Raw genomic sequence first — 16,051 nt, 5'->3', positions numbered from 1 at the left:
CTTCCGCCTTTCGAGTTAATAGATAAATTTGGCTGTAACCATGCTCTGGATATCTAAAGTGCTTGGAAGAATAGGAGTAACAGCTTCGCTATGTACAAAAGCAGTAGCCTTAAATGGTGTCGGACCTCCGTGTTGCTGTACATTTTCTGTTACTGAAATAGGGATTGGCTGTAAGGTAACTCTTAACGTGTTGGCGATCGTTTCTGCCTTTTGCCCAGCTTGAATAACTGCTAAGGATAGTGCTTGTTGATAGAATTGTTCATAGTTTGATGTATTAAATTTAATTCCCAAAACATTATTCACACCATTACTAACAGCAGTATCCACAACTAAGCCTGTGTTTTCTATTCTATCCACAGTTATTTGTAGCAAATGCTCTACTTTATAGTTTCTGAAAACTTGTTTTCCTTCTTCATAGTCATATTGTGGATAAATAGAATAATCTATCGTTTTCATATTTTCATTGGTTATCCCGATTTGATTCAAAGCTTGTTTGACTTTCATAATGGCCATTGCATTATTTTCTTGGGCTTGCATTAGTGATGCATCCTCTGTTGAAACACCTAATGTTAGCTCGGCCCTATCCGGCTGCACGGATACTTTACCTTCTCCCACTACTTTTATTATATTTGCCTTATTTCGGTTCAAATCTTCCTGAAATCGATAATTATTTGATTGATATTGCAAAATGATCTCCCCGCTTTCTATGTTCTATTATCATATGTACGGCAAACGGAATGATAAAATACAATTATCCACAATTTTATTTAAAAAACACTTAATCATACAAATAAGCACCGAACTATCCACAAGTAGATGTTTTTAAAACTTTAAGGGGGGGTTCCTTTGTTTCAAAAAGCAAATGAGGCATCAATTGGATATAAAGCCGTGTTATTAATATTTTGTATATTAGTCGTAATCAAATTATTCTTTAGGCTAAATCAAAATATGGCCTATATGGGATATGTAGATATCGCTTTAGCAATTAATTTTATTATATTCGCTTATCTTGGCATAAGAAGTATAATTGGGAAAAGAAATAAACGCTATTAATTGGACAAAACCAACACCGTTCATAAAATGAACGGTGTTGGTTTTGCGTTTAAGCGCTTGGATGACGATAACCAGTATTTGCTTTTACTTTTACCTCAGCGAACTTTTTAGCGTCCTGTTTACTAGAGACGAATGTACCAATGGCAGCTCCGATAAAGCCGATCGGTACAGAAAGCAAGGCAGGGTTTGTTAAAGGGAAAATAGGATCGCCAGTAAAAAAGGCTGCTCCTTCCACTGGTGAAAAGACATTCGGACTAATCGCAACTAGAATAATAGATGACAAGAGTCCTGATAACATACCTGTCATCGCTCCTGTTGTATTAAAGCGCTTCCAATAAATTGTAAATACAATGACAGGAAGATTTGCGCTTGCTGCCACACAAAATGCTAAAGAGACAAGAAAAGCTACATTTAAGTTTTGAGCAAAAAGAGCAAGTAAAATGGAGAGTATAGAAACGCCAAGTGAGGCATATTTTGCTGCCCGCATTTGTTGTTTCTCTGTCGCTTGCCCCTTTTTGATAATTTGTCCATAAACATCGTGGGCAAAAGCGGATGCACCAGATAAAACTAGACCTGCGACAACGGCTAAAATGGTAGCAAATGCGACAGCTGATACGAATGACATTAATATATCGCCACCTAGTACTTGCGCGAGAAGCGGGGCAGCCATATTTCCAGCAGCATTGCTACTTGTAATTGCTTGGGAGCCAACAAAAGCGGCAGCGCCAAAGCCAAGGAATATCGTCATTACGTAGAAAATCCCGACGATCCATGTTGCCCAAATGACTGAACTACGAGCTGTTTTAGCATCTCTTACAGTAAAGAACCTCATCAGTATATGGGGGAGACCAGCTGTTCCAAAAAGAAGCGCAATCATAAGAGAAATCGTATCTAACGGAACAGTGTATTTAACGCCAGGGTTTAAATAGGCTTCGCCTAAAGGAGTGACAGTTTTCATCGTGCTAAACATTTCGAAAATATTAAAATGAAAACGAGATAGAACTAAAAAGGAGATGATAGTCGTTCCAAGCATGAGTAGAACAGCCTTGATAATTTGTACCCAACTTGTCGCTGTCATGCCACCAAACATCACATAGATGGTCATCATTACACCGACAATTAATACTGCAATCCAATAATCAATGTTAAACAAGAGCTGGATTAATGCACCTGCTCCAACTAATTGGGCAATCATATAGAAGATAACAATTGTAATCGTGTTAAGAGCAGCTGTTGCTCGTACTTTTTTAGCATCAAAACGAGAGTGAATCATATCAGCGAGCGTATATTTTCCAAGATTACGAAGCGGTTCCGCAACAATAAACATAACAACTAAATAGGCGACTAAGTAGCCAATACTAAATAAAAATCCATCAAATCCGTACAGAGAAATTGCACCAGCTATTCCAAGGAAAGAAGCTGCAGACAAATAATCACCGGAAATTGCGAGACCATTTTGCCAACCTGTTAAGCCTCCGCCAGCAGTGTAAAATTCATTTGTTGTCTTTGTTTTTTTAGCTGCATAATAAGTAATTAATAGAGTCATACCCACAATAATTAAAAACAAAATGATGACAGTGCTATTCATTGGGCTTTTCTCCCCTCTACATCAGCTTTCTTCCAAACATCCTCAGCCATTTTATCAAATGACGCGGCTTTTCTCATATAAATAGTAGCGAACACCCATGTCATCACAAATAAGAAACCGGAGTAAACCCAAGCCCAAGAAATATCACCAATAGCTGGCTTATCCATTATATTTGTGTAGGAAATCAAGATAGGAAATATTAAATATAACGTGAGAAAAAGAATAATCGATGGCACTAAAAATCGTTTCTTAGCGGCTAACAAATTGCGAAACGGCATACTACTTACAATTACTTCAAAGTCCTCTACTAGTTTCTTTTGTTTTCCTTCCACTTTTGGATCTACCATTCTTCATCCTCCCTTTTTGCTAAATTCAAAATTATACGAATACAATTTTAAAGTTAATGAATAAAGAGATGAGTGTCAATTCAATTTTAATAATTGGTCCTTTAGTCACTTTACTCATATCGGATGATTTCTTCTATTGAAACATGCAGATAGATTTTCTATACATGGTTATAACCGACCTTTTGAACTAGTTATATCTCCGTTAAAAAGCTATCGTTCTAATGCGTATGCCCCATCTATCTATTGAACAGAAAAAGCACAAATCCCTATTATGGTATAGGAGATTTGTGCAATCAAGAAGGCGTTATAAAAGATGATTCGTAACTATCCTAAATTCTCTTTCAATTCCTCAATTTGTGCCAAATGTCTTTTTTCGTGGAGTCCAACAAATGGGATCCATTGTTTTAAACTTAATTCACCAAACATTGGGTGTGGATAAGACCTTTGTTCTAATAACGCTCTATCTGTAGAATTCACGATATTAGTTAATGCAGATCTTGACTCGGAGAGCTTATTTTTCATTTCTTCCAAAGTAATAAAATCCTCTGAAGGTTTAACGAATGAAGGTGCATCTACCTTTGTCGAGCGATTGGTTGTTAATTGAATAGGCTTTTCGTCGACAGATTTATTTTCACCATTTGCTAACTGATCAGTAAGGGCATGAACGATTGTACGCTCCATCAAATACAGATGATCTAAAACCTGCATAATAGTCCAACTTCCATCTTCTACTCGTTTATTCAATTGTTTATCTGATAATCCATTTACGCTTTTTAATACATCTTCTCTAATTTGCTTATTTTCACCCATTTATTAATCCCTCCATTCGATTGGTCATATTATATAGGAAATGCATCTGTTGATAAAACGATTGGCACTTAAGAAGAAGGTAAATGATATAATTCTTACTAAATACCGAAAATCAGAAAGGCAGGATCATATGAACCTTATTGAAAAAGCAACGCAATTTGCAGCTATTAAGCATGAAGGGCAATATCGTAAAGCAACAAAAATACCTTATATTACCCATCCGTTCGCGGTCGGAATGATTTTACAGCAGGAGGGATATGGGGAGGAGATAATAGCCGCAGGACTACTTCACGATACAATGGAAGACACAGACACAACAAAAGAGGAGTTACTCCAGGAATTTGGCGAGGGCGTTTTGAATCTTGTGATGGCGGCTACGGAGCAGGATCGCTCAATGTCTTGGGAGGAAAGAAAGCAAGCTACTGTTAATGGTTTGGCATTGAAAACTCCTGAACAAATTGCAGTTATTGTTGCCGATAAAATACATAATCTTCGCTCTATCCGTGCTGATTTAGATAAGTATGGAGAAGAAATATGGAGTCGCTTTAATCGGGGCAAACAAGAGCAAGCATGGTATTATACAAGTATTGTTAAAGCAATTACACCTTTTGAAAAAGAGGTCCCATTCATTCGAAAACTAAGCATAGAAATGGACGATCTTTTCTCTGAAAATAGAGGTAAGTGACAATAATGAAAGATATGAGAAAATGTCGATAAGAGAAGCAAATGATGCTAATACTTAAATGTTGGATCTCGCAGAATATAAAATCAGGTTTATGGATTAGTGAGTATGAAAGCTTATTAAACAGATGGTTTAGATTTCAATGGTCTTGTACTTTATAATGCTTGTTCTAATGTTATGGCATGATAATGAGTCGGCGAGGGCATAATTGTTTTTGGTGATTCGAGCATAGGTACTGTCTAGATATTGATATAAATTGGACAAGCCAAGCGAAGATATAATACTTTTAATGAAATGATCAAAGATGCAATGAATAGTGTTTTGTGAAAAAGCTTAGATAGTGAAGAGTGTATAATTAAAATTGCAGGTGATGGAAGTGCAAGTGTTTCTTAAGCGTTTATCTCAACAACGTGAGCGATTGAGTCAATTGGAGATGGAAGTACTCGAATATATTTTGCATCATCCTGACAAGGTTGTACGATTGAATGTAGATGAGTTAGCAAAAAAGCTTTTTGTTTCAACAGCTACGATTAGCCGAACATGTCAGCAATTAGGTTTTCGCGGCTTTCAAGATATGAAATATTCCTTAAGCAAAGAAGTTTTTCAAGAAAAACAAAATATGGAATCCTCCAATTCCGATGTTTTATCTAATCATATTAACAGGGTGCAGCTTGAGATGGAAAGCACGTTGAAATCGATAGCTGAAGGAAAAATTATAAGTGCAGCAAAGTATATACATGAAAGTAATTATGTTGAATTTTTTGGAGTAGGCAACTCACTTCCTCCATGTGTTGACGCAGCAAGGAAGCTAATGTTTTCTGGGAAGGTAACAAGTGCTCGAGAAGATTGGGATGAGTTGCGAAGCGTTGCAAATAGTTTATCGAAAGATGATTTGGCGATTTTAGTTTCCTATAGTGGCGAAACAATCTATATGTTAGAGTACGCCGCATTATTAAAGAAACGAAACGTGAAAACTATTGCAATCACAGGTCAGCAGAATAATCGATTACAACAAGAAGTCGATCTATCATTGCAGGCATATGTGACGAATTGTTATTATGGAGATTTAGATATGAGCTCTCGTTTTCCACTAAGTGTTATTTTAGATTTCATTATTTTAACTTATTTACAGCAGTTCAAAAATAAATAAAACCGTAGAATGACTTTTCAAAAATTCTACGGTTTTTTGCTGATTTAAAAAGAGAAGAAGAATCGTATACAAAAAATGTACGCATATACAAAAGACTGAAAGCGATTGCCTCTAGGTAGAAAGCCGGAGTATATTAAAGACGTAGTACTACCTAAAAAGGAGACTGAATAATGAAAAAGAAGAAATCTGCAAAATCACAGTTATGGGAGTTTTTCCAAGGTCTTGGAAAAACGTTTATGCTCCCTGTTGCTTTATTAGCATTTATGGGACTTATATTAGGGATTGGTAGTTCATTCACTAGTCCTTCAACAATTGAGGCATTTCCGTTTTTAGGAAATTCCGTTCTGCAAGTGATATTTAGCTTCATGAGCACAATTGGAGGCTTTGCATTTACTTATTTACCTGTATTATTTGCGATGGCCATTCCAATGGGACTTGTTCGCTATGAAAAAGGTGTAGCTGCTTTCTCAGGTTTTGTTGGTTATGTCATCATGCATTTATCGATTAACTTTTATCTAGCGGAAACGGGAAAATTAGTAGATGCTGAACAAATGCGTCAGGCTGGTCAAGGAATGGTCATGGGAATTCAAACAATAGAGATGGGTGTGTTAGGTGGAATTATCGCTGGTATCATTGTCTACTTACTACACAATCGATTCTATGATATAAAACTTCCAGATGCTTTTGCATTCTTTGGTGGAGCTCGCTTTGTTCCGATTGTGACGGCAATTACGATGTCAGTCGTTGGCATAATTATCCCAATGATTTGGCCTATTTTTGCAATAGGAATCGCTGGAATTGGAACAATCATAAATAAATCAGGCATTTTTGGTCCCTTTTTATTCGGTGCTGGAGAGCGTTTCTTACTCCCATTTGGTTTACACCATATCTTAGTGGCGATGATTCGTTTTACCGAGGCGGGAGGAACAGAGGTTGTCAATGGCCAAACGATATCAGGAGCGTTAAATATCTTCTATGCACAATTGCAAGGTGGAGCGCCAATCAGTCCTTCTGCAACTGCATTTCTGTCACAAGGTAAAATGCCAACCTTTATGTTTGGTTTACCAGCTGTTGCCTTAGCAATCTATCACACGGCACGACCTGAAAATCGTAAGAAAATTAAGGGCCTCTTAATATCCGGAGTAATTGCTACTTTCGTGACAGGTATTACAGAACCGATTGAATTTTTATTCTTATTTGTAGCACCTGCATTATTTGTCATCCATGCATTTTTGACGGGATTAGGATTTATGGTTATGTCGTTATTGAATGTGACTATTGGTAATACGGATGGTGGCATACTTGACTTCTTAATTTTCGGAATTATGCAAGGGTTCAAAACGAAATGGTATCTTGTACTCGTAGTTGGTGCCATTTGGTTTGCTATCTATTATATTGTTTTCCGTTATGCAATCGTGAAATTTAATATAAAAACGCCAGGTCGTGAAATAGCGAATCCAGAGGATAAGGATACTCCTGTTACTAAGAAAGGATCTAGCTATAATGCAGAAAAGGTTTTATCTGCATTAGGTGGAAAGGAAAACATCCACTCTCTAGATAATTGTGTGACACGCCTGCGACTTGTTGTCGAGGATATGGGGAAAGTAGACGAGAAGATCTTAAAAGAAGAATGTGGGGCACTAGGCGTTGTGAAGCTTGATGAACATAATGTACAAGTGGTCATAGGTCCACAAGTTGGTTTATTAAAATCACAAATAGAGAAAATTTCCTAAACATGGAGTGGAAAGAATGACACAAGGTTTTGACAAAGTAGTAAATCGCAAGGGAACATTTTGCACCCAATGGGATTATATTGAAGATCGATTCGGTGAGAAAGATCTTCTTCCCTTTTCCATATCAGATATGGATTTTCCAACCCCGAAAGAAATTTTACAAGCACTTGAATCACGCTTACAGCATGGTGTTTTTGGATATACACGTTGGAATCACGAACAATTTAAAGATGCCATCAGAAACTGGTATCAAAAACGCTTTTCAAGCACTGTAAAAGAAGAGTGGATCGTATATAGTCCGTCCGTTATTTACTCCATTTCAAAGATGATTGAAATATTATCGGAAGAAGCAGATCATATCGTCATTCAAACACCAGCATATGATGCTTTTTATAAAACAATTAAAGATAATATGCGCATCATCTCACGTAATGAATTAATATATCATGAAGGGATATATTCTATTGATTTTACCGATTTAGAAGAAAAATTAGCGCATCCAAAGTCAAAGGTACTCCTGCTATGTAGTCCTCACAACCCTACAGGCCGCGTGTGGAAAAAGGAAGAGCTAGAGAAAATAGTCCATCTTTGCAATCAGTACGATGTGTTCATTATTTCTGATGAAATTCATATGGATGTCATTCATGAAGGTAATACGCATATTCCAATCACAGATGCAGCGCTTAATTTGGATAAAGTATGCATTTGTACTTCCGCGAGTAAAACATTCAATACACCTGGTTTAGGTGGTTCTTATTCACTTATTCCCAATGAAAAGTTGCGAGAAGCTTTTTTACTTACTTTGAAAAATAAAGATGGATTATCGAGTGCAAGTATTTTTGGCACTTTGGCAACGATAACTGCTTATAATGAGTGTGAAGTATGGGTGGATGACCTTGTTGAATACATCGATGGGAACTTACAGACCATTCAAGCTTATTTGGAAGAACATTTGCCTGATCTACAGCTAACAATGCCAGAATCTACATATTTGGCATGGATTGATGTATCGCAGCTTCCTTTTTCAAGTGAACAGTTACAATATGCACTTGTTCACCATGGAAAAGTGGCGATCATGTCAGGTGAAACATATGGAGAAGCTGGAAAAAGCTTTATAAGAATGAATATAGGATGTCCGCAATCTAAGGTAATAGAAGGACTTCAACGATTGAATAAAGCAATAAAGTATTTAGAGGAACATTAGAATAGAAATTAAATAGGCCAGCCAATCATACGAAAGATTGGCTGGCTTATATTTATTATTCAGGAGCATTTTCCATGTATTTTTCTTCAAGCGTTCGTATCGCTTCATCGACTTTTTTGTCGTTTAGCTCATGTAGTTCCTTTTTTAGTTTTTCATATTCTTCTTCTATCCAATCATGGTAGTCTCTATTCTTTTGCCTTAAATAATCATGGCTTTCTCGAGACATTATTTTCTTCGTTTGATATAAATATTGCAATGAAAAGCCAACTTGTTGGCGCTCATCCACCCATTTTTTAAATTCACGGGAGTTATAGCCAAAAATGGACAGCCAATTTCTTGTCCGGTCTCCCTCTAATCTATCCGTTTTATTCTTTTTCCAATCAGCCCACGCCTTAGCAATTTCATTCGCTTGATCCAATTCTTTTTGAAGTGTTTCGGCATTTTGTACGTCTTGATATGTTCCTTCTGTTGCTTTAGCTACTTCTTTTAATTGTTTTTGTCCTTCATGATCAATGTTAAAGCCAATGACATTGACGATGGGTGTAATATCAGAATTGTAAAGAGCCTCAGCGGCAGCTACTGGATCATCATCACAAGTAGAAATTCCATCACTTACTAGATAAACAATATTGGTATTTTCTTCTCCTTTGTACGGTGCTAAATCTTTTTCAGCTTCATTCAAAGCGAGCTGAATGGGTGTCCAGCCTGAAGGTTGCGCTTTATCTAATGAAGATTGAAAGTCAGATTGATTGTAAGGTGCAAGTGGATAAATCAATTCACTGCTTGAACAAGATAATTTTTTGTCAGAATCACTGCCAGTCCCTTTATGTCCATATACTCGTAATCCGACGTTAGCTTCCTTTGGCAATCCTTTTACGAAATTTGTAATTGCCTTTTTTGCAGCATCCATCTGTGTCTGTCCACCAAGATCAACATTCATACTTCCAGATGCATCGAGAAGGACTAAGACATTGAGATTTTCCTTGAATTGCATGCGCGGGTTATCAATGTCGGGACTACCAATGGATTGGAATTTCATCTCGGCAATTAATTCCTCTGGACCATTGAAGTCTTGTTGGAAAATGGCTAATAAATCATTATAATATGCATCTAGTTGTTGCTCTGTTGGTTCCCCGGAAATATCAGGTAGGTCTTTCGTTAGCTCATCCATCTGCTTTTGTTCTTCCTCTTTAAGGATGCCTACATAATCGATATGGCCAGTGGGGAGGGCTGCCAATTCAGCTAGTGTTTGAGGGAGTGGTTTAACCTCGATTTCTTCTTCATTTGAAACTTCCTCTGCTTCTTTTTCTGGCTCAGCAATACCCTCATCTTTTTGTTTCGCAACATTTTCTGTCGTTTCGTCTAGTGCAATTGGTTGATCTAATTCTAGTTTTTTGTTATCGGCATCTTTTTTACCGCAAGCAGTAAGGACGATGATGGCTATTATACATAGTAGCAAGTTTTTAAGTTTCATATGAACCTCTTCCCAATCAATAATAATTTTAGTAATCTTGGAAATTATTGTAGCATTTTACAAGAAGACTTTGTCAGAAAAATGAATGAATGGTAAAAAAGTCATATTGCGTCGAAGGCTTGTTGTGAATGAGGGGAGGATAGAGAAATTAGTATTTTATTAGATGAATAAGGGGGAGAATTATTTACACGTAATGTAAGGGTTAAGAACCGTTGATTTACGTTTCAGGTGGACGCTTTCCGGGGGGGCGTACGGTGAGATTCCTCGTCGCTGCGCTCCTGTGGGCTCTCATCTGTCACGCTGTTCCCCTCGGAGTCGCCCTCAATCAACTTTGTTTTCTTTTCTCACAGTGGCTTTGTTTCAACCATGCTGACGTAGTGAGTGCCTTATACTATTCCATACCTTTTTTATGAGTTAAAGTAAATTATCTATGCATAATGTAAGAAACAGCAAAGCAAAGCACTTGTATTAGCAAATTATTGAAGGCAATTGATTCGCTTAAGTAATTTTAATAAAGAGCAGTAGAATAAAAATAAGTCTACCAAAAGGGCTATGCATGCACTGAATTGGTAGACTAATAGATGTAGGCTAAGCATTTTGGGTACGTCCTACTCTTAATATGACGAGGTAAAGCAGAATAGAAGTTAGTACGGATAGCGCTGCAACGCTATAAATGGCACCATAACCAAACCAATGAGCGATTTGTCCGAATAAAATGGCACCTATTCCGACACCCAGGTCGAAGAAAGAGAAGAAGGTGGCATTTGCCATGCCTCTTCGATTGGCCGCAACATCTTTAACAGACCATGCTTGTAATGCAGGTTGTACTGTTCCAAATCCAAAACCGTATAGAATGGCGGCTACATAAAGGATGGTGCTATTGGGTAGCCAAGATAGCAGAATCATAGAAACTAAGATTAATAATGCTCCTGGAAGAAAAACAGCCTTGTGTCCTCTTTGATCATATATTTTTCCGGCAAATGTACGTGAGAGCATCAATGCGATGGCATAAAGTAAGAAATACCAATGAATACCATTAATTCCTTTTTGGGCTGAATAGATGGGCAAGAAAGCGGCAATACCACCGAAGGTAACAGTGATGAAAAGTAACAGTAATGATGGTGGAAGTGCACTTTTCTCATAAAAGTCCCATTTTTTGAGTGGAACAGTCTGCTTTTCTACCTTTTTATAATGAATTTTGGAAGATAGTAACAATGCTACTAATCCAAGTAAGGAAGAGATTAAAAATAGCTGGGTGAAAGTAATAACTCCTACTAAAGCGAGTCCTAAGGTTGGCCCAAATGCTAACGCTAAGTTCCCTGAGAGACCATAATACCCCATACCTTCACCGCGTCTTTTTGCAGGGATTAGATCTGTCGCAATCGTACCGGAAGCGGTCGTTGAGAAACCCCAACCAATTCCCTGTATGATTCTCATCATGAATAAAAAAAGCAAACTCTTTGCAAACCCAAAAGAACCAATAGATAAAACAAAAATTCCTAGTCCTGTTAGGAATACAAAGCGTCTTCCTTTTAACTCCAATGCGCGTCCAGCATAAGGGCGAAGGAGAAGCGCAGAAAAGGTGAAAATACCAACGACAATACCAATAAGTTGATCGTTACCCCCGAGTTTTTCAACGAATAAAGGGATGGTCGGCAACGTCATTTGAAACCCAAGAAAAACAAAGAAATTGGACATGACAATTAATACAAAATCTCTTGTCCAGATCTTTTCGGAAACCTCCTGATGAGGAGTTCCTTTTGCGAGTTGAAGACTCAATAAGATCCCCTCCTAATATAAATATATTTAGAGACACTAAACATATACATACAATAGTACATAACTTTAGATGACAAATCTAACGGAAAGACTCTGTTTTTTGTGAAAAGTAGTGGGGATGGAAGAGGAAAATAAAAACAACTCATCCTAATGATCAGAATGAGTTGTTCTATAAAAATATAAGTGAGCATGTAACTATATAATTATTGGTTGATTTCTGCAATAATGCCTTGTTCATCGTCCAACAAAAGTTTAATTCCGGCATATGGATCCTCATTTAAAAATTCATCCAGCCATAATCGTAATGCTTCAATTAAGTTTGCAGTTATAAGCACCTGCTTACGTCCGTCTACAAAAGCTTCTGCGGAAAATCCATAATCATCGTCATGCATTAACTCGACTTCGACTTCTTCTGGGGTTACTTGCTTTTTCCGAGAGATATACACGCAAACCGCGTTAATAATATCTTGCTCAGGAATAATTAACCCCTCCATGGATTAGCTTCCTCTTTTTTCTTTTCCTTGAAAAAGGCGAATATTTTACGTATGACGGAGATTAAAATAATAATCGCTGCAATATTGATAAGAAAACCTAGAATAGAACCTAGTGCTCCCATATTTGCAAATAGACTACCGAATAGAAGTCCCGCAAGTCCACCTACTAATAAACCTTTCATGAGACCGCCAGATTTCCCTTTATTATTTGCTGTAGTAGTAGATTTACTTGATTTAGAAGAGTCATCCTGTTTCTTTTGAATATTTGAGTTATTATTGGTCTTATTATTATTCATGTTAAAGCTTCTCTTACCTGACTTGTAACCCCTTGCCTCTACAGTTGTTGAATGGTCTTGAAAAAACAAGTCCCCAACAGGAGAAAGTAAGAGTATAGCCGTAAGTGCAACAGTTACAATCTTTTTCAATATATATTCCCTCCATATTTGTAATACCAGATTCGTACATTATCTCTTTTATTTTAAACTAAATATTAACCGTCTTCTACACAATAAATGAGGAAAAAGTGACAGAGTTGTTCCAATGAAATTGTTTGAGTGCCTGGCACCCAAACAACTCCTAGCACCCAAACAATTAATGTGTGGTCCCGCCAATTTCGCGGATATCTTCTTTTTCATTCGCTGCTATCACTGTTGCTATTTTTAGCCCGCGTATAATATCATCGAGATTTAAACTAGGAGCCCCATTTACCACTGTTTGTTCAGGAATATAAGGAATATGAATGAAGCCACCGCGTATGTGGGAGGCACTGTTTTCTATATAGTGCATTAAACCATAGAATAGATGATTACAAACGAAGGTTCCTGCTGTATTGGAAACAGCTGCTGGCACTCCGGCTTTTCTCATCTGATGAACCATCCTTTTGACTGGCAAGGTTGTCCAATATGCAGCTGGGCCTTCTTCGTATATTGGTTCATCAATTGGCAGGTTCTTATGGTTGTCTAGAATTCGGGCATCATCGATATTAATGGCAATCCGCTCAGGAGTCACTTGAGTACGCCCGCCAGCCTGTCCAACACAAATGACAACATCTGGCTGATGTGTTTCAATCGCATGTATCATTACCTTAATAGAATTATGAAAAACAGTTGGCACTTCCTGAGCAACAATATCTATATTTTCAATGACCATGCCATCTAATTGCTTAACCGCTTCCAACGCTGGATTAACATTATCATCCCCAAATGGATCAAAACCTGTTATTAACACCCTTTTCTTCATTCCAAGACCTCCCCGTTTATGATAGTAATTGTTTGGGTGCCAGGCACTCAAACAATTCTAAACAATTCTCAAGCGTTATTGTAACATAATATAACTCCTCGCTTACTATCATTCTATTGCCTTTTAACTAACAGCTGAAAGGGGTTGTTAAAATGTAACTGGGCTTCCGGTACATTGATTATGGTAAAATAACGTTAAAAGATAATCTGAAGTGATGAGAAAGTGAGATTCATATGAGCAAAAACACACCATATTTTTATACATTTTTAGAGCCTATCTCGAAGGAATTGGCTTATTTAGTGCGTGAACTGGAAAATAGTATTTATTTAAGTCCGCGCACCATGCTAACGCATGCCCGTACATTTATTGAAGCCATTCTCCAAAAAGTGATGCGTGCGGAGAAGATGAATGATGATTCATATATGACGTTGAAAGAGCGAATAGACTTGCTAAATGAACGAGGCTATTTGATACCGGAAATAATAGATGCATTACATTATATTAGACAGAGCGGTAATAGGGCAGCACATGATGTGCGCAAATTCCGCTATTCGGAAGCCCTCCTTTCATGGGAAGCAATCTATACAATTGTTAAATGGTATATCGAAGTGTATGGGCCAGTTGATATGATAGTCCCTGAATATCAAGACCCAGAACCAGCGAGAAATGAGTACGATATGACAGAGCTTGAAGTGAGGCTTAAGAGTCTGGAGGAACTACTAGCAGCATCGCTTGGACAAGGACAAGAAGAAGTGATGCACGAGGAAACGCTAGCAGCGGCGGATCACTTTATTCAAGAGATAGAGGTCCCTGGATTTACATCCATTCGAACGATTACTTATAAAGAGCAAAAACTCGATATTCCCTATTTTCTTCGAGATGCTTTTCTTTTGCCGCAACGATTTGCCAAATCCGAAAGATTCCTCATTAAGCTCGGAGCAGAACAACAGGCGCGAATCATGAGCGAGTTGCCGAATAATCTAGAAGGATTGCATAAACACGTAAAACGTTATAATGAAAAGAACGATGAAAACCTGTTTGAGGAGCTAAAAACATATATTGAGGAAGAAAAAGTGCGGAGAAAATTAGCACTCGAGCGACCGGGAGAACTTTTCTTCTTTTATAGAGCCGATCATATTGTGGTTACAGAAGAACTCGCCAGAATACCGCTTACTACCGATGAATTTACAGGAAGCCCCAGCCTCATTAGGCAGCTTAACGAAGCACAAATTGAAACAATAGGGCAATTGCCGAGAGAACTCGTCATCCTAGCTAAATACGAAAATGTAGGCATTGGAACAGTAGAAAGCTTGTTTGAGCAGCTGAGAGGGAAACAAAGGTAGTGTGACGCTTGGGGTTTTAGCAATTGAATTGTATCGGTGCCAGGCACCGGTTCAATTGGTAATGTTCAAAATTGTTTGGGTGCCTGGCACCCAAACAATTTCGAATGAATTATAGGATTAATAGGAATGTCTTTCGTTCATACTACTAGTGGTGATGAATATGGCATGTCAGTCAAGTGATGAGTTGGAAGTGTTAGTTAAAGAGGCGAGGACTTATACAAAGAATGGTAAGGTTGCAGACTATATTCCTGCACTTGGAAAGGCAAATCCAAATGATTTGTCGATTGCGATTTACTATCCTGATGGACGTTGCATTTCAGCGGGAGATATCGAAGAAAAGATAACACTCCAAAGTATTTCTAAAGTGATTAGTCTCGCCCTTGTTTTGATGGATAGGGGACAGGATTATGTGTTTGATCGTGTTGGTATGGAGCCTACGGGAGACCCATTTAATTCGATTATCAAATTAGAAACGATAGCTCCTGGCAAACCGTTAAATCCGATGATCAACGCAGGGGCACTTGTTGTGACCCATATGATTAAAGGGAACTCTGTCGAAGAAAGATTTCAGCGACTTCTATCCTTTGTGCGAGAGATGATTAATGATCCAACCATTACTTATAACGAAGAAGTTGCTCGTTCTGAATTCGAAACGGCTTATTTAAACCGAGCCTTATGCTATTTTATAAAACAGCATAATATTATCGAGGAAGACGTGGAACAATTAATGGATTTATATACGAAGCAATGTGCCATTGAAATGAATTGTTTAGATTTGTCTAGAATTGGAATGGTGTTTGCGATGGATGGAGTAGATCCGCAGAGCGGTAAACAAATCATGCCTGTAGATGTAGCCCGTATATGTAAAACATTTATGGTGACATGCGGAATGTATAATGCATCAGGAGAGCATGCCATCAAAATTGGGGTTCCAGCGAAAAGTGGTGTATCTGGTGGGATTATGGGAACTGTTTCAGGGAAATACGGCATTGGCATTTTCGGACCCGCCTTAGACGAAAAAGGAAACAGTAGCGGTGGAATAAAATTATTAGAATTGTTGTCAGCGAAGTATAAGTTGAGTTTGTTTTAAATAAACGCCTCTCTAATAATCTGGAGAGGCGCAGTGATAACTAATACAATTTTCACTAAGAAGAG

Annotated in this window: 16 protein-coding genes; 7 read left to right on the top strand and 9 right to left on the bottom strand. The window is 37.8% G+C overall.

The window, feature by feature from the left end:
- Positions 1-15: 15 nt before the first annotated feature.
- Positions 16-687, bottom strand: a complete 672-nt coding sequence (locus BLE01S_RS13085; protein ID WP_231955883.1) for an SIMPL domain-containing protein — start codon at positions 685-687, stop codon at positions 16-18.
- A 159-nt stretch (positions 688-846) separates the two neighbouring features.
- Here BLE01S_RS13085 and BLE01S_RS13080 point away from each other — a divergent pair, with 159 nt between their 5' ends.
- Positions 847-1,053, top strand: coding sequence for a hypothetical protein (locus BLE01S_RS13080; RefSeq protein WP_066142800.1), 207 nt, complete (start codon positions 847-849; stop codon positions 1,051-1,053).
- Positions 1,054-1,102: 49 nt separating this feature from the next.
- Here BLE01S_RS13080 and BLE01S_RS13075 read toward each other — a convergent pair whose 3' ends face one another.
- The 3 genes from BLE01S_RS13075 to BLE01S_RS13065 form a co-directional block, all read right to left on the bottom strand.
- Positions 1,103-2,641 carry a solute symporter family protein gene (locus BLE01S_RS13075; protein WP_066142798.1) on the bottom strand — a complete coding sequence of 513 codons (1,539 nt, stop codon included), beginning with the start codon at positions 2,639-2,641 and terminating at the stop codon, positions 1,103-1,105.
- Entirely contained in the window at positions 2,638-2,988 is a 351-nt protein-coding gene (locus BLE01S_RS13070; RefSeq protein WP_066142794.1) for a DUF485 domain-containing protein, read from the bottom strand. Before BLE01S_RS13070 ends, BLE01S_RS13075 begins: the two co-directional genes overlap by 4 nt.
- Before the next feature lie 324 nt (positions 2,989-3,312).
- The gene (locus BLE01S_RS13065; RefSeq protein WP_066142791.1) at positions 3,313-3,798 is read right to left on the bottom strand and encodes a DinB family protein; all 486 of its coding nucleotides are present in this window, start codon (positions 3,796-3,798) and stop codon (positions 3,313-3,315) included.
- Between the two features lie 49 nt (positions 3,799-3,847).
- On the opposite strand from BLE01S_RS13065, the gene BLE01S_RS13060 reads away from it, so the two are divergent.
- The 4 genes from BLE01S_RS13060 to BLE01S_RS13045 all read left to right on the top strand — a co-directional run bounded on the left by BLE01S_RS13060 (position 3,848) and on the right by BLE01S_RS13045 (position 8,567).
- A complete protein-coding gene (locus BLE01S_RS13060; RefSeq protein WP_231955884.1) occupies positions 3,848-4,483 on the top strand; it encodes an HD domain-containing protein in 636 nt (211 codons plus the stop codon).
- A 373-nt stretch (positions 4,484-4,856) separates the two neighbouring features.
- Entirely contained in the window at positions 4,857-5,630 is a 774-nt protein-coding gene (locus BLE01S_RS13055; protein WP_066142788.1) for a MurR/RpiR family transcriptional regulator, read from the top strand.
- A gap of 170 nt (positions 5,631-5,800) precedes the next feature.
- Entirely contained in the window at positions 5,801-7,363 is a 1,563-nt protein-coding gene (gene malX / locus BLE01S_RS13050) for a maltose/glucose-specific PTS transporter subunit IIBC (protein WP_066142785.1), read from the top strand.
- A 16-nt stretch (positions 7,364-7,379) separates the two neighbouring features.
- Complete coding sequence (locus BLE01S_RS13045) at positions 7,380-8,567, top strand: MalY/PatB family protein (protein WP_066142782.1); 1,188 nt, start codon at positions 7,380-7,382, stop codon at positions 8,565-8,567.
- 55 nt (positions 8,568-8,622) lie between these two features.
- Here BLE01S_RS13045 and BLE01S_RS13040 read toward each other — a convergent pair whose 3' ends face one another.
- From BLE01S_RS13040 to pcp, 5 genes are all read right to left on the bottom strand, one after another.
- Positions 8,623-10,041: a vWA domain-containing protein gene (locus BLE01S_RS13040; RefSeq protein WP_066142779.1), complete on the bottom strand. Its 1,419-nt coding sequence runs from the start codon at positions 10,039-10,041 to the stop codon at positions 8,623-8,625.
- A 588-nt stretch (positions 10,042-10,629) separates the two neighbouring features.
- Positions 10,630-11,739, bottom strand: coding sequence for an MFS transporter (locus BLE01S_RS13035; RefSeq protein ID WP_082788741.1), 1,110 nt, complete (start codon positions 11,737-11,739; stop codon positions 10,630-10,632).
- A 284-nt stretch (positions 11,740-12,023) separates the two neighbouring features.
- Positions 12,024-12,314, bottom strand: a complete 291-nt coding sequence (locus BLE01S_RS13030; RefSeq protein WP_066142773.1) for a YxcD family protein — start codon at positions 12,312-12,314, stop codon at positions 12,024-12,026.
- Complete coding sequence (locus BLE01S_RS13025) at positions 12,302-12,739, bottom strand: hypothetical protein (RefSeq protein ID WP_066142770.1); 438 nt, start codon at positions 12,737-12,739, stop codon at positions 12,302-12,304. Before BLE01S_RS13025 ends, BLE01S_RS13030 begins: the two co-directional genes overlap by 13 nt.
- Before the next feature lie 166 nt (positions 12,740-12,905).
- On the bottom strand, positions 12,906-13,553 hold the full coding sequence (pcp, locus tag BLE01S_RS13020) for a pyroglutamyl-peptidase I (RefSeq protein ID WP_066142768.1): 648 nt from the start codon (positions 13,551-13,553) through the stop codon (positions 12,906-12,908).
- A gap of 233 nt (positions 13,554-13,786) precedes the next feature.
- On the opposite strand from pcp, the gene BLE01S_RS13015 reads away from it, so the two are divergent.
- Both BLE01S_RS13015 and glsA read left to right on the top strand, forming a co-directional pair.
- Complete coding sequence (locus BLE01S_RS13015) at positions 13,787-14,896, top strand: DUF4145 domain-containing protein (RefSeq protein ID WP_066142765.1); 1,110 nt, start codon at positions 13,787-13,789, stop codon at positions 14,894-14,896.
- A 160-nt stretch (positions 14,897-15,056) separates the two neighbouring features.
- Positions 15,057-15,986: a glutaminase A gene (gene glsA, locus BLE01S_RS13010; protein WP_066142762.1), complete on the top strand. Its 930-nt coding sequence runs from the start codon at positions 15,057-15,059 to the stop codon at positions 15,984-15,986.
- The last annotated feature ends 65 nt before the right edge of the window (positions 15,987-16,051 follow it).

Origin of the sequence: Lederbergia lenta NBRC 16444, from assembly GCF_001591545.1 — a bacterium.
Lineage (GTDB): Bacteria > Bacillota > Bacilli > Bacillales > Bacillaceae_C > Lederbergia > Lederbergia lenta.
The sequence above is the reverse complement of the archived record's forward strand: the minus strand, read 5'-3'. Positions and strand labels throughout refer to the sequence as shown.